The sequence below is a fragment of the Hymenobacter sediminicola genome (assembly GCF_014250515.1).
GTDB lineage: Bacteria > Bacteroidota > Bacteroidia > Cytophagales > Hymenobacteraceae > Hymenobacter > Hymenobacter sediminicola.
Window position 1 is genome coordinate 562,389 of the sequence record NZ_CP060202.1, and the last position, 21,094, is coordinate 583,482.

The following is a 21,094-nucleotide window of genomic DNA, read 5'->3' on the forward strand; positions in this document are numbered from 1 at the left end:
AAAGTGCCCGGCTGTAATGTCAGATCAAGCCAGCCCAGCAACAAGTGGTGTCTGGTAAGCAGGCTAGGCTACGGCTCTTTTGTAGCAAGTGTAACAGAGGTAGGGGTTTTATTCAGCTAACGTTCTGCTTTATGCTGATCTGTATGCAGCGCATTTATGTCCTCGGCATGCCTCCTAAACTTTGATTCTGGCGGATTTGGCCCCAACTTGCCTAATCCGTGGCCGCCCCAGCGGCAATTCCCTCCGGAATCCGACTTATGCTCAAAATCAACAAACAAGACGCCCTCGACTACCACTCCCAGAGTCCTGCCGGCAAGATTGAGGTAGTGCCCACCAAGCCCGTCAGCACCCAGCTGGACCTGGCGCTGGCCTACTCGCCGGGCGTGGCCGAGCCCTGCCTGGCCATTGCTGCCAATCCCGACGACGTTTATAAATACACTGCCAAGGGCAACCTGGTGGCCGTTATCAGCAACGGTACGGCCGTGCTGGGCCTCGGCAACATCGGGCCGGCTGCCAGCAAGCCCGTCATGGAAGGCAAGGGCGTACTGTTCAAGAAATTCGCCGGCATCGACTGCTTCGACATCGAAATCGACGCCACCGACCCCGACGAGTTCATCCGCATCGTGAAGGCGCTGGAGCCCACGTTCGGCGGCATCAACCTCGAAGACATCAAGGCCCCGGAGTGCTTCCGCATCGAGACGGAGCTGCGCGAGAAGATGAACATCCCGCTCATGCACGACGACCAGCACGGCACGGCCATCATTTCGTCGGCGGCGCTGCTCAACGGGCTGGAAGTGGTGGGCAAAAGCATCAAGGAAATCAAGCTGGTGGTGAGCGGCGCGGGCGCGGCTGCCATCAGCTGCCTGCGCCTGTACCTGGCGCTGGGCCTCAAGCTCGAAAACGTGGTGGTGTTCGACAAGGATGGCATCATTCATGCCGGCCGCACCGACCTGGCGCCGCTGCAGATGCAGTTTGCCACCAGCCGGTCCATCAGCACGCTGGCCGAGGCTATGGAAGGTGCCGACGTGTTCCTGGGCCTTTCGGCGGCCAACGTGCTGCCCGCCGAGCTGCTGCTGAAAATGGCCGACAACCCCATTGTATTCGCGCTGGCCAACCCTTCGCCGGAAATTGCCTACGAACTGGCCGTGGCCACCCGCCCCGACCTGATTATGGCCACCGGCCGCTCCGACCACCCCAACCAGGTGAACAACGTACTCGGCTTCCCCTACATCTTCCGGGGCGCGCTGGACGTACGGGCCACCGAAATCAACGAGGCTATGAAGCTGGCCGCCGTGCGCGCCCTCTCCGACCTGGCCAAGGAGCCCGTGCCGGATATGGTAAACCGCGCCTACGGCGACAATACGCTGGCCTTTGGCCGGACCTACCTCATTCCCAAGCCCCTCGACCCGCGCCTGATTACGACGGTAAGTCCGGCTGTGGCCAAAGCCGCCATGGAAAGCGGCTCGGCCCGCCGCAACATCGAGGACTGGACTGCCTACGAGGACGAGCTGCGCGGCCGCCTCGGCGTGAACCAGAAGCTGATGAACCGCATCACGTCGGCGGCCCGCGCCAACCCCAAGCGGGTGGTCTTCGCCGAAGCCGACAACTACAAAATCCTCAAAGCAGCCCAGATTCTGTTCGACGAAGGCATTGCGGTGCCCATTCTGCTCGGCAACCGCAAAAAGCTGGAAGGCATTGCGCAGGCCAATAACCTCGACCTGAATGGCTGCCAGATTATTGATATTCTGGAAGAGGACGCCAAGCGCGAAGAGTACGCCAACCTGCTGTATGAAAAGCGCCGCCGCCGCGGCATCACGCTCTACGAAGGCCGCCGCCTGCTGCGCGAGCGGAACTACTACGGCTCGATGATGCTGGAAACCGGCGAGGCCGACGCCTTCATCACTGGTCTCACTAAAGACTATGGCAAGAGCATTGTGCCCTCGCTGCAGGTGATTGGGGTGGAGGAAGGCGTGAAGCGTGTGGCCTCTATGTACATCATTCAGCACAAGAAAGGCCCGTTCTTCTTCGCCGATACTACCGTCAACATCGACCCCACGGCCGAGGAAATGGTGGACATCATCGGCCTCACGGCCGAGGCTGTGCGCTTCTTCGACGCCGAGCCGCGGGTGGCCGTTATCAGCTACTCCAACTTCGGCTCCAACCCCGGCGAGCTGCCCGATAAGTCGCGCCGCGCTACGGAGTTGGCCAAAAAGCGCTACCCCGACCTGATTCTGGACGGCGAAATGCAGGCCAACACCGCCCTGAACCCGCAGCTACTGCGCGAACAGTACCCGTTTTCGGAACTGGCCGACAAAGGCGGCGCCAACACGCTCATTTTCCCGAATGTGATTAGCGGCAACATTGCCTACAAAGTGCTCCAGGAAATTGGGGGCGCCGAGGTAATCGGGCCAGTGCTGATGGGCATGCGCAAGCCGGTGCACATTCTGCAGCTGGGCGCCTCCGTCCGCGAAATCGTGAATATGGCTTCCATTGCCGTGGTCGACGCGCAGCAAAGCCAGGTGAGCCGCGGCCTGTAGTGGCACTTTTTACCGGTGGGCCTGCTGGCACAGAGCCGTAGGCACACCGGTAAAAGCCGCTGCTGCAGTGCCCAAATATTTAGTTGAAAATGCTAGCTGGTTTGGGATAGAAAACGCCCTGCCCGGTGTTGCCTCTCCGCCGCCGAGTATGCACCCGGCAGTTCCTGTTTTTCCCGCCTCCAACTCTCTCTCATGATTGCCTACATCGAAGGAAAGCTTGCCTATAAAGACCACGCTCAAGCCATTCTGGATGTGGCAGGCGTCGGCTACGAAGTCCGTATTTCGCTCACCACGTTCAGCAAGCTGCCCGCTGAGGGTGAAAAAGCCAAGCTCTACACGTTTCAGCACATCAAGGAAGACGCACACACGCTCTACGGCTTCCTCGACCCCAATGAAAAGGCGCTGTTTATGCAGTTGATTTCGGTGTCGGGCATTGGCCCAGGCACAGGCATTGTGATGGTGAGCAGCATGAGTGTGGGTGAAATCCGCCAAGCCATTGTCAACGAGGACGTACGCGCCATTCAGAGCATTAAAGGCGTCGGCCCCAAAACAGCGCAGCGCGTAATTCTGGAGCTCCGCGACAAGCTCCGCAAAGACGAATTGCTGGCCAAAGCCGGCGTGGATACCGTGCCGCTGGCCCGCACGCACAATACCAACCGCTCCGAAGCGTTGTCGGCTTTGGTAACGCTGGGCTTCGCCCGCTCGGCAGCCGAGAAAAACCTGGATCAGATTCAGCAGCGCCACGGCAACGACCTGAGCGTGGAGGAATTGATTAAGTTTGCTCTTAAGTCAAATTAGCGTTTAGCGCCACCCGCATCCTTTTTTATTTGTAGCACTTGAACTCCGGTAAGAAGTCCCTCACCGCCTCCGTTGTTGTTGTCGCGTCGTTGCTCATTGCTTGGTGGTCGCAGGCCGAACCTGTTGGGGCTTCTGCCTTCGATCTGCAACAACTATGGGCCTGGTTGCCGCTAGCCGGAGAGCATGGCCGGCTGCCGTGGCGCATGCCTGCGCCCGACACGCCGCGCACGGCCCTGCCCGATACCAGCCGCTACCGTCCCAGCCGTCGCCCCAAGGTAGACCCTGAGGACCGGGCCGGTACGCCGTTTTCGCCGCAGCGCCGCCGCTCGCCGCTGGTGCTGCCGCTGCCCGGCAACGTGCAGCAAACCGTGACGCCTGATGACAGCCTGCAATACTTCGATGTGGAGGAACGGGTGGGGCAGGAGTTTGACTTCCGGGACCCCAGCCGCCTGACGTTCGAAGAGTATTCGCGCTGGCAGCAACAGCAGGCTATACGGGACTATTTCCGAAATCGTTCGGCCGGAGGCGTAACAGGCCCCACCAGCCCCGACGTGGCTAGGCGCCTTATTCCCAAAATCTACCTCGGCCCTATGGCCGACCGGATTTTTGGTGGCTCTTACGTAGATATTCGGCCCGCTGGTGCCGTTACGCTGCGCATGGGCGCCCGCTTCAACCGCAACCAGAACCCTACGCTGACACTGCGTCAGCAGCGCATCGGCGACTTTCAGTACGACCAGAACCTGAACCTGAACCTGACCGGGCAGATAGGGGAGAAGTTGCGCCTGACGTTCAACTACGATACCAAAGCCGCCTTCGACTTCGAAAACAACATGAAGCTCGATTACACGGGCTTCGACACCGACATCATCCGCAAGATTGAGCTCGGCAACGTGAGTCTGCCGCTCAATAATTCGCTGATTGTGGGCGGCCAGAACCTGTTTGGGGTGAAGACGCAGCTGCAGTTTGGGCGCATGAGCGTGACGGCCGTGGCCAGTACCCTGCGCGGCCAGGCCGATGAAGTGCGCGTGCAGAACGGTGGCCAGAGCCGGCAGTTCGAAATTAAAGTAAGCCAGTACGAAAAGGACCGGCACTTCTTCCTGAGTCAGTTCTTCCGCGACCGGTACGACCAAGCCCTACGCAACCTGCCTACGGTGCAGAGCGGCATCGAAATCCGGCGCCTGGAAGTGTACGTCACCAACGACAACCGCCAGAGCGACAACCTGCGCAACGTGGTGCCTCTCATGGATTTGGGCGAAGCCAAGCGCGTATACCGGCGTCCCCTGCTCAACGCCGCTGGTACGCTGCCTTCCAGCCCTGTCAACAACGCCGCCAACCAGCTGGGCCAGCTGCTGACGACCAACGCCGAAGCCCGCGGCGAGCTGACCGTAGACAACTACCTGAGCCGGGGCGCTGTGGCAGGCCAGCCGCTAGTAAAGAACGTGGACTTTGAGCACGTGCGGGCTCGTAAGCTTGATGAGCGGGAATATACCTTCAACGCACAGCTGGGCTACATTTCGCTGAATACGCAGCTACTGCCCGAGCAGGTGCTGGGCGTGAGCTATGAGTACCTGTACAACGGCAAAACCTATAAAGTAGGGGAAGTGGTGGACGACTACGGCAACCGCGGCCAGGACGAGGTAGTGTTCCTGAAGCTGCTGAAAGCCACCAATCCAGCAGTAGGTATTGCGGACCCCGGTCAGAACCCTGACAACGAGAACCTGCTGACGCGCAATCTGCCGACGTGGGACCTGATGATGAAGAACGTGTACCCACTGAATGCTTCGCAGCTCAACCGGGACAATTTTCAGCTTCAGATTATTTACAAGGATGACATTACGGGCGTCGACCTGATTTCCATCAAGGACGGACGGCCCAATATCATTCAGAATATTCCGCTGATTGAGGTGCTGAACCTCGACAACGTGAACCCCAACAACGACCAGAACCCCGACGGTAACTTCGACTTCTTCCCCGGCATCACCATCGACCCGGAGTTGGGCAAGATTATCTTCCCACTGGTCGAGCCGTTCGGGTCGTTCCTGCGCTCCAAGTTCGATCCGGGGACTGAGCAGCCGCTGATTGATAAGTACGTGTACCAGGAGCTGTACACGCAGGTGCAGAGCGACGCCCAACAGCGTACCGAAAAGGACAAGTTTGTGCTGCGCGGCCGGTTCCAGGCCACGGCTACCGACGAAATTACGCTGCCCGGCCTTGGCATTGCGCAGGGCTCGGTGCGGGTGCGCGCCGGCTCGGTGCTGCTGGAAGAAGGCCGCGACTACCAGGTTTTCTACGACCAGGCCAAAGTCAAAATCCTGAACCCGGCTTACCTCAACTCGGCCAACGAGCTGCGGGTGGAATTCGAGAAAAATGCGCTGGTACAGGTGCAGCCGCGCAAGCTACTTGGGGCCCGCTTCGACTACCGCCTCAGCCAAGATGTCAACTTCGGCGCGACGATTCTGCACCTGCGCGAAAACCAGGCGCCAGGTATCAACCGCGTAAACATCGGCGACGAACCGGGCAACAACACGCTCTACGGCTTCGACGTGAATATGCGCCGCGACTCGCGCGCCCTCACCAAGTACCTCGATATGCTGCCCTTCCTTTCGACGAAGGAGCCTTCGTCGGTGGCGTTCAGCGGCGAGTTTGCGCAACTGCTGCCCGGCCAGTCGAAGCTAGGCAACGGCGAAAACGGCGTATCGTATCTGGACGACTTCGAGAATGCGCGCACGCCTTACACGTTGGGTGGCCTGAACTCGGCGGTAGCCTGGCGGCTGGGTTCCACGCCGCGTACTTTCCCCAACTTCGATGTCAACGACATTACCTCGGCCTACCGCCGTGCCAAGCTGGCGTGGTATTCCGTCGACCAGACGTACTATACCGATGGCCCCAGCCGGCCCTCCAATATCGGGGTAGCTGATCTGGACAACCACTACACGCGCGGCATCGAGCGGATTGAGGTGTTCCCGAACCGTGACGTAGGTGCTTCCGGCAATGGCTTCGAGTACTCACTGGACCTGGCTTACTACCCATCGGAGCGCGGACCGTACAACTACAACCCCAACATTGGGGCGGATGGCAGAACGCTGCCGAACCCGCAGCAGAACTACGGTGCTATTTCACGCGAAATCACCTTTGACACCGACTTCGACAACGCCAACGTCGAGTACCTGGAGTTCTGGATGATGGACCCGTTCCTGAAAGGAGTAAGAGGGCAGGTTATTGATGGCGAAAACGCTCCGGTCAACAACGACACGGGTGGGCGGCTCATCATCAACTTGGGCAACGTGAGCGAAGACGTGCTGCGCGACAACAACCAGTATGAGTTTGAAAACGGCCTGTCGGTTACAGATCCGGCCGACCCGAATGATACGCGCAATACTGCATGGGGCCGTGTTTCGCGCCAGCAGTTCCTGACCGATGCGTTCAGCAACACGCCCGGCGGCCGTGCGCGGCAGGATGTAGGCCTCGACGGTCTGAATGATACGGAAGAGTCGCAGTTTTTCGGAAAAGCCTATGGCGACCCTTCCGGCGACAATTTCCGCCACCACCTCGACCCGTTCTACGACCAGAACAACGTGGGTATTTTGGGCCGCTATAAGCAGTACAACGGTCTGGAAGGCAACTCACAGGAGAATAGCCAGCTTTCGTCCACAGCCTTCCCCGACAAGGAGGACCTGAACCGAGACAACGTTATTTCGGAGACGGAGCGCTACTACGAGTACCAGCTGGAGCTGCGCGACGGCCAGTTGGCCGTGGGCAGCAACTTCGTGGTCGACAAAATCACGAACACAATCAAAGGCGACCAGGTGTCGTGGTACCAGTTCCGGATTCCAGTGCGCAGCTACAACAATGTGCGCAGCGCCGACGGCCAGCCGTTCGGCTTCAAATCCATCCGGTTCCTGCGCATGTACCTCACTGACTGGCAGCAGCCCGTGGTGCTGCGCATGGTGCAACCCCAGTTCATTGCCAACCAGTGGCGCCGCTACCTGAGCCCGATTTCGGAGCCCAACCAGCCCTGCCTCAACTGCGGCGAAACGGCAGCAGCCTTCAACATCAGCACGGTAAGCATCGAGGAAAACGGCCCCGGCAACAAAGGCGCTATTCCGTACGTGCTACCGCCTAACATCCAGCGCGATAAAGAGTACGGCTCCAGCACCGTAAACCGCGAGCAGAACGAGCAAAGCCTGCGCCTGTGCGTGGAAGAGCTGCGCGACGGTTTTGGGCAGGCGGCCTACAAAAATCTGAGCCTGAGCCTGCTGCGCTACAAGCAGCTGCGCCTGTTCCTGCACGCCGAAAGCGAAAACCCTAACCTGCGCGACGGCGACGTGCAAGCTTTCATCCGCCTCGGCACCGACTACAACCAGAACTACTATGAGTACCGCCTGCCGCTGGTCGTAACCCGCACCGGCGCTACCACGCAGTCGGAAATCTGGCCCGATGCCAACCAGATTCAACTGGCGCTGCAGGACTTCATCGACGTGAAGGCCGAACGTAACGCGGCTATCAACTCTGGTGGAGCCAGCTATGCTGGTCCGTATACCAAAACCTTCCCCAACGGCGCCAGCATCACAGTGTTCGGCAACCCCGACCTGAGTGCGGTGCAGGGGGCCATGATTGGTATTTTCAATCCCACCGACGACGGCAACTCCAAGAGCATGTGCCTATGGGCCGATGAGTTCCGGGTGTTTGACTTCGATAAGGAAAACGGCTGGGCCGCTACGGCGCGCTTCAATACCAAGCTCGCCGATGTAGCCAATATCACGGCTACCGGCAGCTACACGTCGGTTGGTTTTGGCGGGCTGCAGGACAAACTGGCTCAACGCTCCCTGGAAGACATCAAGCGTGGCGACATCAACGCTACCATAGCCGCCGACAAGTTTTTCCCGGAGAAGCTGGGCCTGCGCGTACCAGTTCTGATTCAGGCGGGCCACGAAAGCCGTGCGCCACAATACGACCCGCTCGACCCCGATACCAAGCTGGAGCAGTCGTTGCAGAAGTTTAGAAAGTCCGACAACACCATTGACGAGGAGAAGCAAGCCGCGTACCGCAAGGAAGTAATCGACCAGACTTCCAGCCGAAGCATATCCGTGCTGAACGTGCGCAAGGAGCGCACCAACCCGGAGAAGAAACCAATGCCGTATGACATCGAAAACTTCGCCGTCAGCTACTCCATCACAGAGCGCACGCACACTGATATCCGCACGGACCGGGACTACACCCGTACGTACACCGGAGCGCTGGCGTATCTGTACCAGATTACGCCCAAGAGCTACACGCCGCTGGCCAAGGTGAAGGCCTTGGACAACCCCTACCTGAAGATTTTCCAGGACGTAAATTTCACACCGTTGCCTTCGCGCTTCTCGTTCCGCGCCGATATTGACCGGCGCTACAACGAGCGGTTCCTGCAGCGTGTGCTGGAACCCGGCCAGCTTCCTGTGACAACCGGCATTCCCGGCGTGTTCCAGAAGTCGTTCTACTTCAACCGTATCTACGACATGCAGTGGGCCATTACGAAGGCCCTGACACTCGACTACACTGCCAACAACCGGGCCGTGATAGACGAGGGCGTGGGCAGTGCCATCGGCGACTCGCCGGAAGCCCAGCGCAACCGCGAGATGCTGCGCGACAACCTGATTAAGCTGGGCCGCACCACCAACTTCAACCAGACTGTAGCCCTGACCTACCGCCTGCCACTCGACAAGTTCCCCCTCACCGACTGGCTGTCGGCGGATGCGCGCTACGCGGCCAACTATACCTGGCAGGCGGCCTCCACGGCGCTGCGGGTGCCGGCACCGCTGCGGTATCTGGTGGACGGCAGCCCCGACCCGACCGATACTACCACGACGGAGCTGAACCTGGGCAATACCATCCAGAACAATGGCGAGCTGAGTGCCAACGGCAAGATTGATCTGGTGAAGCTCTACAACAAGGTGCGCTTCCTTAACATCATCAACAATGCCCCGCCGCCCGGCCAGGATGCCAAAGGCGCCCGCCGCTCTCTGGGCTCGGCCATCGACCAAGCGGGTATGCAGGCCAAGGAAGCAGGCCAGCCGGCCGCCGATACCAGCAAAGGACCAGAACTGCGTTTCCTCAAAGCCGTGCTCCGCTCCCTGATGACGGCGCGCTCCATCAACTTCACCTACACCCGCTCCAATGGTACGCTGCTGCCGGGGTATTTGCCCAAAACTCGCTTTTTCGGCCTGAACAGCGACTTTGACGCGCCGGGTGTTCCGTTCCTGCTGGGCAAACAATACGACCTGGATGCCCTGTACGATCGGGCCGCGTCGCGCGGCTGGTACACCGACCGGAGCGACTATCTGAACACGCCGCTCAGCTCCCTGCTCACCGAAAACCTGACGGCCCGCACTACGCTGGAACCCTTCCGCGACTTTAATATCCAGCTGGAGGCCCGCCGCCAGCTGGTGCGCAACCGGGAGGTGTTCTACCGCCGGGCTATTGATGAAGTATCGCTCCGGCCACTGGACGAATTAGCTCCCACTCAACCGTTGGGCTCCGGCTCGTTCAGCACGTCCATTATCAGTATCCAGACGCTGTTCGGCGACCGGACCTCGGACGGGGAAATATCGAAGGCCTTCAACCGGTTTGTGGAAAACCGTGGCTTTGTGCAGCAGCGGCTGTCCGCTGCCAATACGAATGGCACCGGCACCTACGGCTACAACTCGCAGGATGTGCTGATACCGGCCTTCCTGGATGCGTATCAGGGTCGGTCATCGGATGGCTACAAAGCCGACGGCTTCAAGCCTTTCGCCAAAATTCCGATTCCGAACTGGAACATTCAGTACAACGGCCTGGCTGAGCTGCCTTTCGTGAAGCGCTACTTCCGCTCCATTGCCATCACGCACGCCTACGCTTCGGTCTACAACATTGCCGGCTACACCACTAATACCAGCTACAACCGGGAGCTGGGCGACAATGAGCTGAGCTTCCTCACGAACGCTTCCGGCCAGTACATTCCGTACTATGTCATTGGGCAGGTAAGCATTGCGGAGCGCCTTTCGCCACTGATTGGCATCAACTTCCAGACGCTGGAGAAGGTAACAGGCCGCGTGGAACTGCGCACTGAGCGCGCCATTGCCCTGAATACCACCAACGCCCAGGTAACGGAGCTGCACACGCAGGAGCTGGTCATCGGCTTCGGCTATGCCACCAACCGGCTGCGGCTGCCGTTCCGCATTGGGGGCGAGCAGCGGGTATTGCGCAACGAGCTGAACGCCCGCCTCGACCTGAGTATCCGCGACAATACCACCATTCAGCGCACGATTGAGGATGTGGTGGATGAGTCGGAAGCTACCTCGAATAATCCTGCTTCCGTAGGTCGGGCCCGGGGCCTTACCACCAACGGCACCCGCCAGCTGCAGCTGCGCCCTACTATTGATTATGTGCTGAACCAGCGGCTGAACCTGCAGTTCTTCTTCTCACGCACCGTCACGGACCCGCGCGTGCAGAACTCGTTCAAGAACTCGACGACCGAAGGCGGTATCCAGCTGCGCTACAGCCTGTCACAGTAGCAGGTACGCTAACCCACCAGTAGCAGGGGAGTTTGATGGTCCACCAACGTTGGTTACCCATCAAACTCCCCTGCTACTATTTCACCACTTCGCCATTTCCGCGTACTTTTGAGCAACCGGGAAGCTGCCCGGTTTATCCCCTACTTTCCAACCCCGCACTTTATGAACCTGCCTGCTGAACTGAAGTACACGAAAGAGCACGAATGGGTACGTATTGAAGGTGACGTTGCCTACGTAGGCATCACCGACCACGCCCAGAAGGAGCTCGGCGACATCGTGTATGTTGATATCGACACGCTCGATAAGGAAATTGCGCAGAACGAGGTATTCGGCACGGTAGAAGCCGTGAAAACGGTATCGGACCTGTTCAGCCCTATTTCTGGTACGGTGCTGGAAGTAAACAACCACCTCGATGGCAGCCCTGAGTCAGTGAATTCTGACCCCTATGGCGACGGTTGGATGGTAAAAATATCTATTGCTAACCCCGCTGAACTCGACGCATTGCTGTCGGCAGAGGCCTATGGTGAGCTGGTAGGCGCATAAGCCAACTCTTACTGCGGTACGCACAATGACTGAACTCGCGCCGCCCGCGCCACGTGGCCGCTCCTTGGTGGGGCTGCCGCTGGCGTGGGCGGCGCTGGTGTTGGTACTGACCCTGACACCAGCCGAGGACATGCCAGTAACGCCGCCCTGGGAGTTGCTGTCGTTCGACACCGCTGCGCATGCCTTTGTGTTTGTAGTGCAGGCGGCACTGGCAGTCATCTCAGCACGTCGGCAGACCCGGTGGCCCTGGCTGCGCCAGCATGCCTACCTGTTGCTGCTGTTCGCCTGTGTGGGGTTTGGCCTGCTGATAGAAGTACTCCAAATGACGATGAATCTGGGCCGCCACGGCGAATGGTCTGATGCCCTCAGCGACGGACTGGGGGCGGCTATTGGGCTGCTACTGGCCTATGCCGGCCGCCGTTGGTGGGAATAGCCCTGCTCAACCCTTACTGCTTGCTAATGCCTTACGTCCCGATAAAGTGGTGGCAAACTCTAGCCCTGAGTGTAGCGCTGGGGCTGCCGCTGGCCCCGGCAACTGCTCAGGAGATGCCGCGCGTACGGCGCACTATTCAGGCCCTGACGGCTCCTGCTATGCACGGCCGCGGCTACGTAAACAAGGGCGAGCAGAAAGCCGCTGCTTATCTGCGCAAACGGTTTCAGGAATTGGGGCTTCAGCCTCTTACGCCTGACTATACCCAATCATTTACGCTGGATGTGAACACCTTTCCGGGGGCCTTGAACCTGGAATTGAGCTTGGGAATGCTACGCTTTCCAGTGTTGGGGCATTCCCGAAAGCTACGAGTAGGAGAGGAGTTTATTGCGGCTCCTGACTCTGGCCCGGGCATAGTAGGTGGCGCGTTTTCGGCTGTGCCAATCGTGCGCTTCGATACGCTGGTTTTCACCAACCCGGTGGCGCAGCAGCAGCTGTTGCAACGCCGCTGGCACCAAGGCGGCTTGGCAGTGCGGGCTGCCGACGAACAACGACTGGCAACCCTGCCACAGGCTCTTCAGCAGCATATCGATTCTGCTGCGCTCCGACTTACACTAGTACCGAAACTCACAGCTTCACTGGCGCCGCGGCAAGCCGGGCAGATGCGGTTGGAAGTGCTTGAATCCGTTTGGAATAAGATACCCTCAACCGCCAGTGGCCCTACAGTGGCGCTGGTGGCCGTGCGCGTAGACGCCGTCTTGCAGCGCCAGTACCAGACCCAGAATATCGTCGGCTTCGTGCCTGGCCGGGTGCAGCCCGATTCCTTTTTGGTCGTGACGGCCCACTACGACCACCTGGGTACAATGGGCAGCAAAGCGTACTTCCCGGGAGCCAACGATAATGCCAGCGGTACCGCAATGCTGCTGGAACTGGCTGCCTATTATTCACGCCCCGAAAACCGCCCTTCCTACTCGGTGGTGTTCATTGCTTTCGGTGCTGAAGAAGCTGGCCTAGTAGGTTCCCGCTATTTCGTCGACCATCCGTTGGTGCCCTTGCCTCGCATTCGTTTCCTGCTGAATCTGGACTTGCTAGGCACCGGCTCCGAAGGTGCTACCGTCGTGAATGGTCGTGAGTTCCCGGCGCAATTCCAGTTGCTCCAGCGCCTCAACGACAAAAGCCACACACTGCCCAGCCTGGCCGCCCGTGGCCGCGCCGCCAACTCCGACCATTTTCCTTTCTCGGAGCGGGGCGTACCCGCGTTTTTCCTCTACACACGCGGTGGCATCACGGCCTACCACGATGTGCAAGACCGGTCTGAAACACTCCCGCTCACCGCTTTTGCCAGCACCTTTGGCTTGCTGCGGGATTTTCTCAATACGCTGGGCGCATCATCCAGCCCGGCCCGGTAATTTTGTGCATACCGTAAAGCAGAAGCCCCGAAATGACCAGCATTTCGGGGCTTCTGTATGGAAAGCGTAGGTGAGTCGAACGACTAGCCGTTTGCCTTGATGGAATTCATGATCTGTTTGGCAACTGTTTCCCATTCCGGCTTCTGACGGTCGGCGCAGGTGAAAGTGCACATCAGCAGCTTACCTTCCACGTCAGTGAAGAAGATCAACTGATATACTTCGTGACCAAGCTCGGGCTTCATCAACTCGAGGTAGCCTACTTTACGACCAGCAATTTCCTTTACACCGTTACCGAACCATTTGGCTTCCTTGAATTGCTTGGAGTAAGTTTTGTAGAAGTTGCCGGCGTACATGTCAATCATGTCCTGGTCGGCAGTGTTGTCGGTGTAGGTGAAAGAGATGCTGGCTTCCTTGCTGTTTGTGTAGATAACGCTCGGACGGCTCTGTGCTCGGGCATAGTTGAAGTCCATCTGCTGCTCGCTCATCACTTCAAACCCTTTGGGAATGAGGATTTCGACCCGCTCGCTCAGCACGCGCTTCTTGATCAATTCTATTTCTGCAGCCGGACGGAATGCTGTCATCAACAGCATCAGGCAGAAGGTAACTGGAAAGAGTACTACTTTTTTCATATGTCTAAAGGCTGAAAAAAGATGAATGACAAAGCAAGTTTCGCCGACGACTACACAAGGGCCAGTCTGCTCGGATAACACAATTTACGTAAGAAACTGGCAACTGCAAGCTGTTAGCGGGAAAATATTTTCTATCTGTTCCATTCATTGCTCTATAATCATCGAAAGGGATGAATCAGCAATGTTTTTCGGACATAGAAAAAAATGGGTGTTTCTGGAATGATTCACGGATATCCTGTAAAATATCAACAAGTTATAGTTAAAGCACTATTCTATAATTTACCCTAAAAGTTCAATTACTTTATAGCAGATGCTCGGTTTGCACTTACAGAATGTTGTTGATCTGTTCCTTGATTTTTTCCAGTTCTTCCTTCATGCCTACGACTAAGTGTTGTACTACTGAATCGTTGGCTTTCGAACCTATCGTGTTGATTTCTCGACCTATTTCCTGCGAAATAAACGCTAATTTCTTCCCTGTGGGCTCTGGTAGATATACCGTTTCGGTGAAATAGTGCAAATGACTGACCAACCGTACTTTTTCCTCGGCGATATCCAGCTTCTCGATGTAGAAAATCAGTTCCTGCTCAAAGCGAACCGGGTTAAACTGCTCACTGGTTGTGAGGTCGGCGAGGTGGGAGCGAAGCCGCTCACGCACGTTTTCAACGCGGGTGGGGTCGTGGCGCTCTATCTCAGCCAACTGAATCCGGATGCTGTCGATGTAGGCTAGGATTTCGGTGGTGAGCGTCTGGCCTTCGGTGCGGCGGAACTCGTTGGTGCGCTCCAAGGCCTCCTGTACCAGTGGGAGCAACTCATCCCAAGTTATTTCATCCTCTTCCTCAGCCATTACCGGCAGCTCGGCCGGTAGCCGAAGCGCGCCGGGTAGTGCCTTGGCAATTGCCGTCAGTTGCTCCAATGACGCTCCCGTGCGTGCGCTCAGCTCCAGCAACTCCTGGTAGGCAGTGGTCAGGACGGCTTGGTTGACTACGCTACCCTGAGCCGCGGCGCCCCGGGCCCGCATGAAGTCGAAATTGAGGTTGACTTTGCCCCGCACGAGAGTTTTGGTTACCAGATTGCGGATTTCCAACTCTCGCTCCTGCAAAAAGCGCGGCAGGCGCAGCGTGAGGTCCATCGATTTGGAGTTGAGAGACTTTACCTCGACGGTGGCGGAGTAACGGTCGGTGTCGCGGTGCGCAACGCCGTAGCCGGTCATAGACTGGAGCATGGCAGGAGGGTGTAGCAAAGAAGAGCCAAAAGTAACAGACGGCGCAGATACCCGCGTGCTGAAGCAGGCGCAAAAGCAAAGAAGCCGGAACGTACGTTCCGGCTTCTGCCCTGGATGCTGCACAGCAGCCAATTATTGCATTAATAATCGGTGTTCTGCGGATCGAAGTTGGTCCAGCCTTGCGTCCAGTTGTCCGTGCCGTTGAAGGCGCCGCGATAGGCACCATTAGTAAAAAACGAATCGGCGGTTTTGCCGGTGAATACAGCCCCTGTCAGCAGCGACGAGCCGCTTTGCAGCGTGAAGGCCGGCCCGCTCAGGTTGAATGAGTTGGCATTCAAGCCCAGCGCCATCAGGCCGGTGCTGGCTACTACCGAGTTGTTTTTGCCGGTGCCGTTGAACCAGGTTTGTACTTCGGCGTCGGTGAAGGCGCCGGTGCCGGTGTTGCCGGCCGCGCGGAGCGGCGTATTGGTATTGGCCACTGTTATGCCGCGCAGGTCTAGGCCACCGGCTTGCACGTTGGCCCAGGTAGAGGTGCCATCAAGGCGCAAGCCTTCAGGGTAGCCGGCGAATACCGAGTTATAGATGCTGATGGACGTGTTGCGGCGCAGGTGCATAGCCGACTGATACACTCCGCTACCGGATGCCTGCGTGGTAGGTGGCGCGCCAGCCGTCAGGAATACGCTCATGTTGCTGAACACAGGCGCTGTGAGGGGCAGGCCGGCGTTGGAACCGCTGGCTGGGGTGCCGGGGTTGAAGTTGTCCGACTCGAAAGCATTGGAGCCCGACTGGTCGGCGTACTGCGGGTCGCGCAACGACAGGCCGTACTGAATCTTGCCGGTGAAGCCAAAGTCGGTATCAAAGTCATCATCGAAGCCGCGGTAGGCCACCAGGTGCTTGGCATTCACGGTGCCCCCGAACCACTCGTAAGAGTCGTCGCCGGAGTAGGATACTTGCACGTAGTCGATTTGGGTGCCAGTGCCAACGCCGTACAGGGTCAGGCCGTTGATTTCACTGTTGGCAGTAGTCGAAAGCGGAATGCCGGCAAACTCAATGCGCACGTACTTCAGGCTGCCTGAGTTGTCGGCGGCATTGGTGCCCCCAAAGTTGCCCCGGATGCCACCTTCCATGTTCGTGCTCAACGACTGGTTGATGGGGGCACTGCCTACTAGCACCACACCGCCCCAGTCGCCGTAGCTGCGGCTGCCCTTGGCCTTGGCCGACGTGAAGACGATAGGGTTGCTTTGCGTGCCTTCTGCCATGAGCTTGGCGCCGCGCTCAACGATGAGGGCTCCTTTGGTGGTCTGGTCGCCGAAGATTTTGGTGCCGGGCTCAATGGTGAGTGTCGTGCCGCTGGTGACATATACGAAGCCCTGCAATAGATATTTCTCGTTGGCCTTGAGCGTACGGTTGGCCGTTATTTCACCCGACAGAATAACGCGCCCCGCGCTGTCGGTAGGGCCGCTGGGGTTGTCCGTTACTACTGGTGCATTATCGTCGTTGTCCTCGCAGCTGCTGAGCGGTGCAGCACTGGCCAGCGCCAGCATAGCAAACAACAGCGTTTTCGGAAAGCGTTTCATAAAGAAAGGTTGGGTGAATGAAACAAAAAGGAGGATGATGACAACTGGTGATTACCAGGAGAAGATGAGGCCCAGGGTGGTATTGGAGCCGCGACGGAACGAGCGGTAAGCCGAGTCGCTGCTGGAGAACTTGTTGTTGCGGTCGGTGTCCTGCACCAGCTTCACAGGCTGGTTGAACACGTCCTGCCAAGCGGCGCGCAGCTCCCAGTGCTTGGCCAGGCGCTTGGTCAGGACTAGGTCAAGAACATTGCGGGGCACCTCATACAGCGTAGGGTTGTCCTTGTTGCCGACGGCGAAAATGCGCGGGCCTACCACGTTGTAGAGCAGGCTCAACTGCGTGCCCCGGTCTTCGTCGTTGTAATATGCACCCAGGTTGATGAGGTAAGGCGACTGGCTCTGGAGTGGGCGGGTCAGGGTCTGCGTGTCACTTACATCGGTGGGCAGTACCCGGCCGCTGGCATCGGGCACGTTCAGCACGTCGCCGAGGTCAACCTGGCTGAAGATGTAAGAGGCATTGCCCACCAGCGACAGGCGCTGCAGCAGACTCGATTCCGACAGCCCCGCCAGCGACTTGCGCACTTCCGCTTCCACGCCGTAGCTCACCGCCGATTTGGTGTTCACGAAGGCATAGTTGAGGCTGTTGGCGCCGCCCACCGACGTGCTCAGGTAGTTTTCAATGGGATTAGCGAAGTGCTTGTAGAAGGCGCCCAACGTCAGCATCTCGCCGGAAGTCGGGTACAGCTCCCAGCGCACGTCCACGTTCTGCACCTGGGCCGTTTTCAGGGCGTAGTTGCCCTGCACATCAGCATTCAGGTTGAAATCGTAAAAGCGGAAGGGGGCCAGCTCCCGGAACTCGGGGCGGTTGATGGTGGAGGCGTACGCGGCCCGCACTAGCATCTGGTCGGTGAGGTTGTAGGAGAGGTTGAGCGAAGGCAGCGGGCTGAACAAGCGGCGTCCGCCGTTGGTGAGGCCCCCGCCGCGCAACTCGCTGGTCACCACCTGGTCGTTGTATTCGCCCCGGAAGCCAACAACGCCCGTGAACTTGCCCAGTGGCACGGTCAGGCTGGCGTAGCCGGCCAGCAGCGTATTGCTGGCGTTGTAGGAGTCGTTGGGGTCGGTGCCTTCCTGCAGCGAGAAGCCGCCTTCCTGGCCCGTCAGGTTGCCCGGGCCAAACACCTGGTCGATGGTCTGTGTCCGTACGCCGCTGCCAGTCACGCCAGTGTTGCCCACGTTCGTGTAGCCGAAGTAGCGGGCCTTGAAGTCTCGGTCTTTGCGCTCGGCATACAGTCCTGCTTTCAGCTTGATACCGCCTTCCTCTTTCGTAGAGTCCTGCGTGAATTCGTGGATGATGTTCAGCGCGCCGGATTCTACCCGCTCGTTTAGCTCGGAGAAGTAGCGGCTGGCTTCCGTCAGAACGGGCTGGTTAGACGTGGCCACACCGAAGGGAGCTGGCGTGCCGTCGCCGTTGGTGGCGCCAAAGGGGCGCAGGTAGCGCACCCGGCGCCAGTCGGGCTCGGTGCGGTGCGTGTAGGCAAAGCCGCCCACCCAGTTGACGGTGGTTTTGTCGTTGGCTAGCTCGTGGTTGCCAATCAGCTGGCCGGAGTAGATGCTGCGGCTTTCATACCGCTCAGAAAATGCCCGCACATCGTTGGTGACTACCGAGTCGGCACCCTGGCGCACCACGGTTTCGGCGGCTCCCAGCTGGTTGAACAGGTTCTTGAATTCCAGAGTGCTGCGGCTGTTCAGGCGCATCCAGAAGTTCTGCACCACACCCAGGCGCACCTCGTTGCTGTATGATTCGTCCTGAAACTGCGCGTCTACGGCGTTGCGGTCGGCCCCGTTCTCGTAGAACGTGAGCGTAGGGGCGGTAGCCACGTGGTAGTTGCCGTAGTTGAGGCTGGTAAGCGTGCCCACCTGTTTTTCGCCCAACTCGAAGCGGCGGCCCATGCTGAAGGATAGGCGCAGGTCTGGAGCCGCTTTGGCCGAGTTGATGGCCCAGTTATTGGGCAGCTGGCGGGCATACGCCGCCCGCAATGGGCTGGAAATGTCGCCGTTGAGGGTGCTGGGCCAGTTGCTAGGAATGGTGCGCTTACCGCTGTCAAACCCCAGCCAGTCGTATTTGCCGCCCTCATACTTCTGCACATCGGAGAAGGTAGTGTTGGTGCGGTAGCCGCCCTGCAGGCTAATATTGGTGAAGTTTTCCTCCGGGGCCCGCTTGGTGTATACTTTGATGACGCCGCCCGCAAAGTCGCCGGGCAGTTCGGCGGAACCGGACTTGAAAATCATCATCCGGTCAATCACGCTGCTCGGAATCATATCGAAGGCGAAGGCCCGCGTATCAACTTCCGAGCTGGGCGTCAGCACATCGTTTAGCATCACGGCGTTGTAGCGCTGCGTAAGGCCCCGCACCAGTACGAAGCGGTTGTCTTGGATGCTGACGCCGGGCACGCGCCGGGCAATCTGGGCCGCGTCGCGGTCCTGCGACTTCACAATCTGCTCAGCCGAGACACCTACAGCTACCAGCTGCGCCTGCCGCACTTCGCTGATAACGGCTACCTCGGTGTTGGTGCGGCGCTGCGCCGTCACCACTACTTCACCAAGTGCTGCCGATGAGCTACTAAGCACGGTATTTATCACTACTACCTTGCCGGGCTCTACCTGCAGGTTGGGAATGGTTTTTGGCGCATAGGATACCGAGTTAACGACCAGCGAATAGGTGCCAGCTGGTACCTTCGTGAGTGTAAACGTACCGTCGAGGTCGGTGGCGCCGCCAATGGCAGTGCCGGGCACCCCCACGCTGGCCCCGATGATGGGTTCCTGCGTGCTGGCGTCTTTCACCGTTCCTTTGATGGTGCCGGTTTGCGCCCAGGCGGCCGAAGTAGTACCCAGCAACACCAGGAGCAGGGCTAGAAAACGAGTGAAGGTCAGGTTCATGCGGTTGAATTATGCCGCAAAGCTCCTTCTCTAGCGTTACCTCATTGTCACCTCACTATTACCAAATTATGAATGGGGCTCTGTTGCCTGCAGAACGCACTATATAGTATATGGAGGGCTGAAATAGAGGTGCGTTACTCTTTGATGATCAGTTTCATTATGCGGTTGGGTGATGCTTGCGTCAGAACAGCTAAAAGGCTGGACGCCGGAAAACCATTTATCTTTTCAGCTCCAACCGCCCACTTTTTCCTCTGCGAATGCGCGTACTGATGCTGCCCAAGTGGTACCCAAACCGCTACGACGACCAGGACGGAGACTTTGTGGGACGTCATGTAGCGGCTGTTGCGCCACACGCTCAGGTGGCTGTTCTGTTTGCAGCTGTAGCCCGCGGCCCGTTGCCCAGCTTCATCAGCCTCGATGCCGACCTGAGTGGTCCGATACCCACGTTGCGGTATTATTACCGGGCACAGCCCACCGGTTTCGGGCCACTGGATAAGGTGATGAAGCTGGGACTATACTTCTGGTGTATGGTGCAGGGCTATCAGCGGCTGGTGCGGCACTGGGGTGCTCCGCCAGAGCTGGTGCATGTGCACGTATTGCTGCGCACCGGTCTGTTTGCCTGGTGGCTAAAGCTGACGCGCAACCTGCCTTTCGTGGTGACGGAGCACTGGACGCTCTATTTGCCGCAAAATGCGCACCGCATTGGCTGGCTGCGGCGGTGGCTGACACAGCGGGTGGTGCAGGCCGCCGCCGGACTGCATACCGTGTCAGATAACCTGCGGGGGGCTCTCGCGCAACTGGGTGTTCGAAATCCGCGCACAGTACTGATTCCCAATGTGGTAGATACAGCCTTGTTTCATCTACCGGCTGAGCCTAGTAAGCGCGCCGGCTTGTTGCATGTGGCCGCATTCAACGAGCAAGCCAAGAACCTAAGCGGCCTGCTGCGGGTGGTAGCGCGGCTGCGCGCTACCCAGCCTAATATTCGCCTGCGGATTGCGGGGTATGGCCCTGCAGAAGCGCAGGTGAAAGAGCTAGCCGCCGAACTGGGCTTGCTGCAGGAGGATACCGTTACGTTTCTGGGCAAGCTCACTACCGAAGCCGTAGCCACCGAAATGCGCCGGGCTGCCTGCTTTGTACTATTCAGCAACTACGAAAACCTTCCCTGCGTCCTCATCGAAGCCCAAGCCAGCGGCTTGCCGGCGGTGGCAACGGCCGTAGGCGGCGTACCCGAGCTGCTGCCCCCCGACGGCACCCGCGGCTACCTCGTGCCCGCCCGCGACGAAGCTGCCCTGGCCGAAGCCTTAGCTCATGTGCTACGCCAGCCCGAGCAGTTCGATGCCGCCACCCTACGCCGCTACGCCGAAGAGCATTTCAGCTACTCGGCCGTGGGCCGTCAGTTTGTAAGTTTTTATCAGATAGCTGTGTCTACACCATGAAAAAGGCTGCTTCCCGAGCGGGAAGCAGCCTTTTCTTAGCAAATCTTGGT

11 protein-coding genes are annotated in these 21,094 nt (G+C 58.7%); 7 read left to right on the forward strand and 4 right to left on the reverse strand.

The window, feature by feature from the left end; all coding sequences use genetic code 11:
* Positions 1–257: 257 nt before the first annotated feature.
* The 6 genes from H4317_RS02440 to H4317_RS02465 all read left to right on the forward strand — a co-directional run bounded on the left by H4317_RS02440 (position 258) and on the right by H4317_RS02465 (position 13,246).
* Positions 258–2,537, forward strand: a complete 2,280-nt coding sequence (locus tag H4317_RS02440) for an NADP-dependent malic enzyme (protein ID WP_185888611.1) — start codon at positions 258–260, stop codon at positions 2,535–2,537.
* A gap of 192 nt (positions 2,538–2,729) precedes the next feature.
* Entirely contained in the window at positions 2,730–3,335 is a 606-nt protein-coding gene (ruvA, locus tag H4317_RS02445) for a Holliday junction branch migration protein RuvA (protein ID WP_185888612.1), read from the forward strand.
* 38 nt (positions 3,336–3,373) lie between these two features.
* Positions 3,374–10,864, forward strand: coding sequence for a T9SS outer membrane translocon Sov/SprA (gene sov, locus H4317_RS02450; protein ID WP_260625787.1), 7,491 nt, complete (start codon positions 3,374–3,376; stop codon positions 10,862–10,864).
* Positions 10,865–11,026: 162 nt separating this feature from the next.
* Positions 11,027–11,407 (forward strand): glycine cleavage system protein GcvH, encoded by a 381-nt coding sequence (gene gcvH / locus H4317_RS02455; RefSeq protein WP_185888613.1) that lies wholly within the window; start codon positions 11,027–11,029, stop codon positions 11,405–11,407.
* Positions 11,408–11,432: 25 nt separating this feature from the next.
* The gene (locus H4317_RS02460) at positions 11,433–11,840 is read left to right on the forward strand and encodes a VanZ family protein (RefSeq protein WP_185888614.1); all 408 of its coding nucleotides are present in this window, start codon (positions 11,433–11,435) and stop codon (positions 11,838–11,840) included.
* A 26-nt stretch (positions 11,841–11,866) separates the two neighbouring features.
* The gene (locus H4317_RS02465; protein ID WP_221899179.1) at positions 11,867–13,246 is read left to right on the forward strand and encodes a M28 family metallopeptidase; all 1,380 of its coding nucleotides are present in this window, start codon (positions 11,867–11,869) and stop codon (positions 13,244–13,246) included.
* A gap of 83 nt (positions 13,247–13,329) precedes the next feature.
* Here H4317_RS02465 and H4317_RS02470 read toward each other — a convergent pair whose 3' ends face one another.
* From H4317_RS02470 to H4317_RS02485, 4 genes are all read right to left on the reverse strand, one after another.
* Positions 13,330–13,875, reverse strand: coding sequence for a hypothetical protein (locus tag H4317_RS02470; RefSeq protein WP_185888615.1), 546 nt, complete (start codon positions 13,873–13,875; stop codon positions 13,330–13,332).
* A gap of 325 nt (positions 13,876–14,200) precedes the next feature.
* Positions 14,201–15,097: a YicC/YloC family endoribonuclease gene (locus tag H4317_RS02475; RefSeq protein WP_185888616.1), complete on the reverse strand. Its 897-nt coding sequence runs from the start codon at positions 15,095–15,097 to the stop codon at positions 14,201–14,203.
* Between the two features lie 140 nt (positions 15,098–15,237).
* Positions 15,238–16,674 (reverse strand): beta-helix domain-containing protein, encoded by a 1,437-nt coding sequence (locus H4317_RS02480; RefSeq protein WP_185888617.1) that lies wholly within the window; start codon positions 16,672–16,674, stop codon positions 15,238–15,240.
* 51 nt (positions 16,675–16,725) lie between these two features.
* Entirely contained in the window at positions 16,726–19,608 is a 2,883-nt protein-coding gene (locus tag H4317_RS02485; RefSeq protein ID WP_185888618.1) for a TonB-dependent receptor, read from the reverse strand.
* Positions 19,609–19,865: 257 nt separating this feature from the next.
* Between H4317_RS02485 and H4317_RS02490 the strand changes: the two genes are divergently transcribed.
* A complete protein-coding gene (locus H4317_RS02490; protein WP_185888619.1) occupies positions 19,866–21,044 on the forward strand; it encodes a glycosyltransferase in 1,179 nt (392 codons plus the stop codon).
* Positions 21,045–21,094 lie beyond the last annotated feature (50 nt).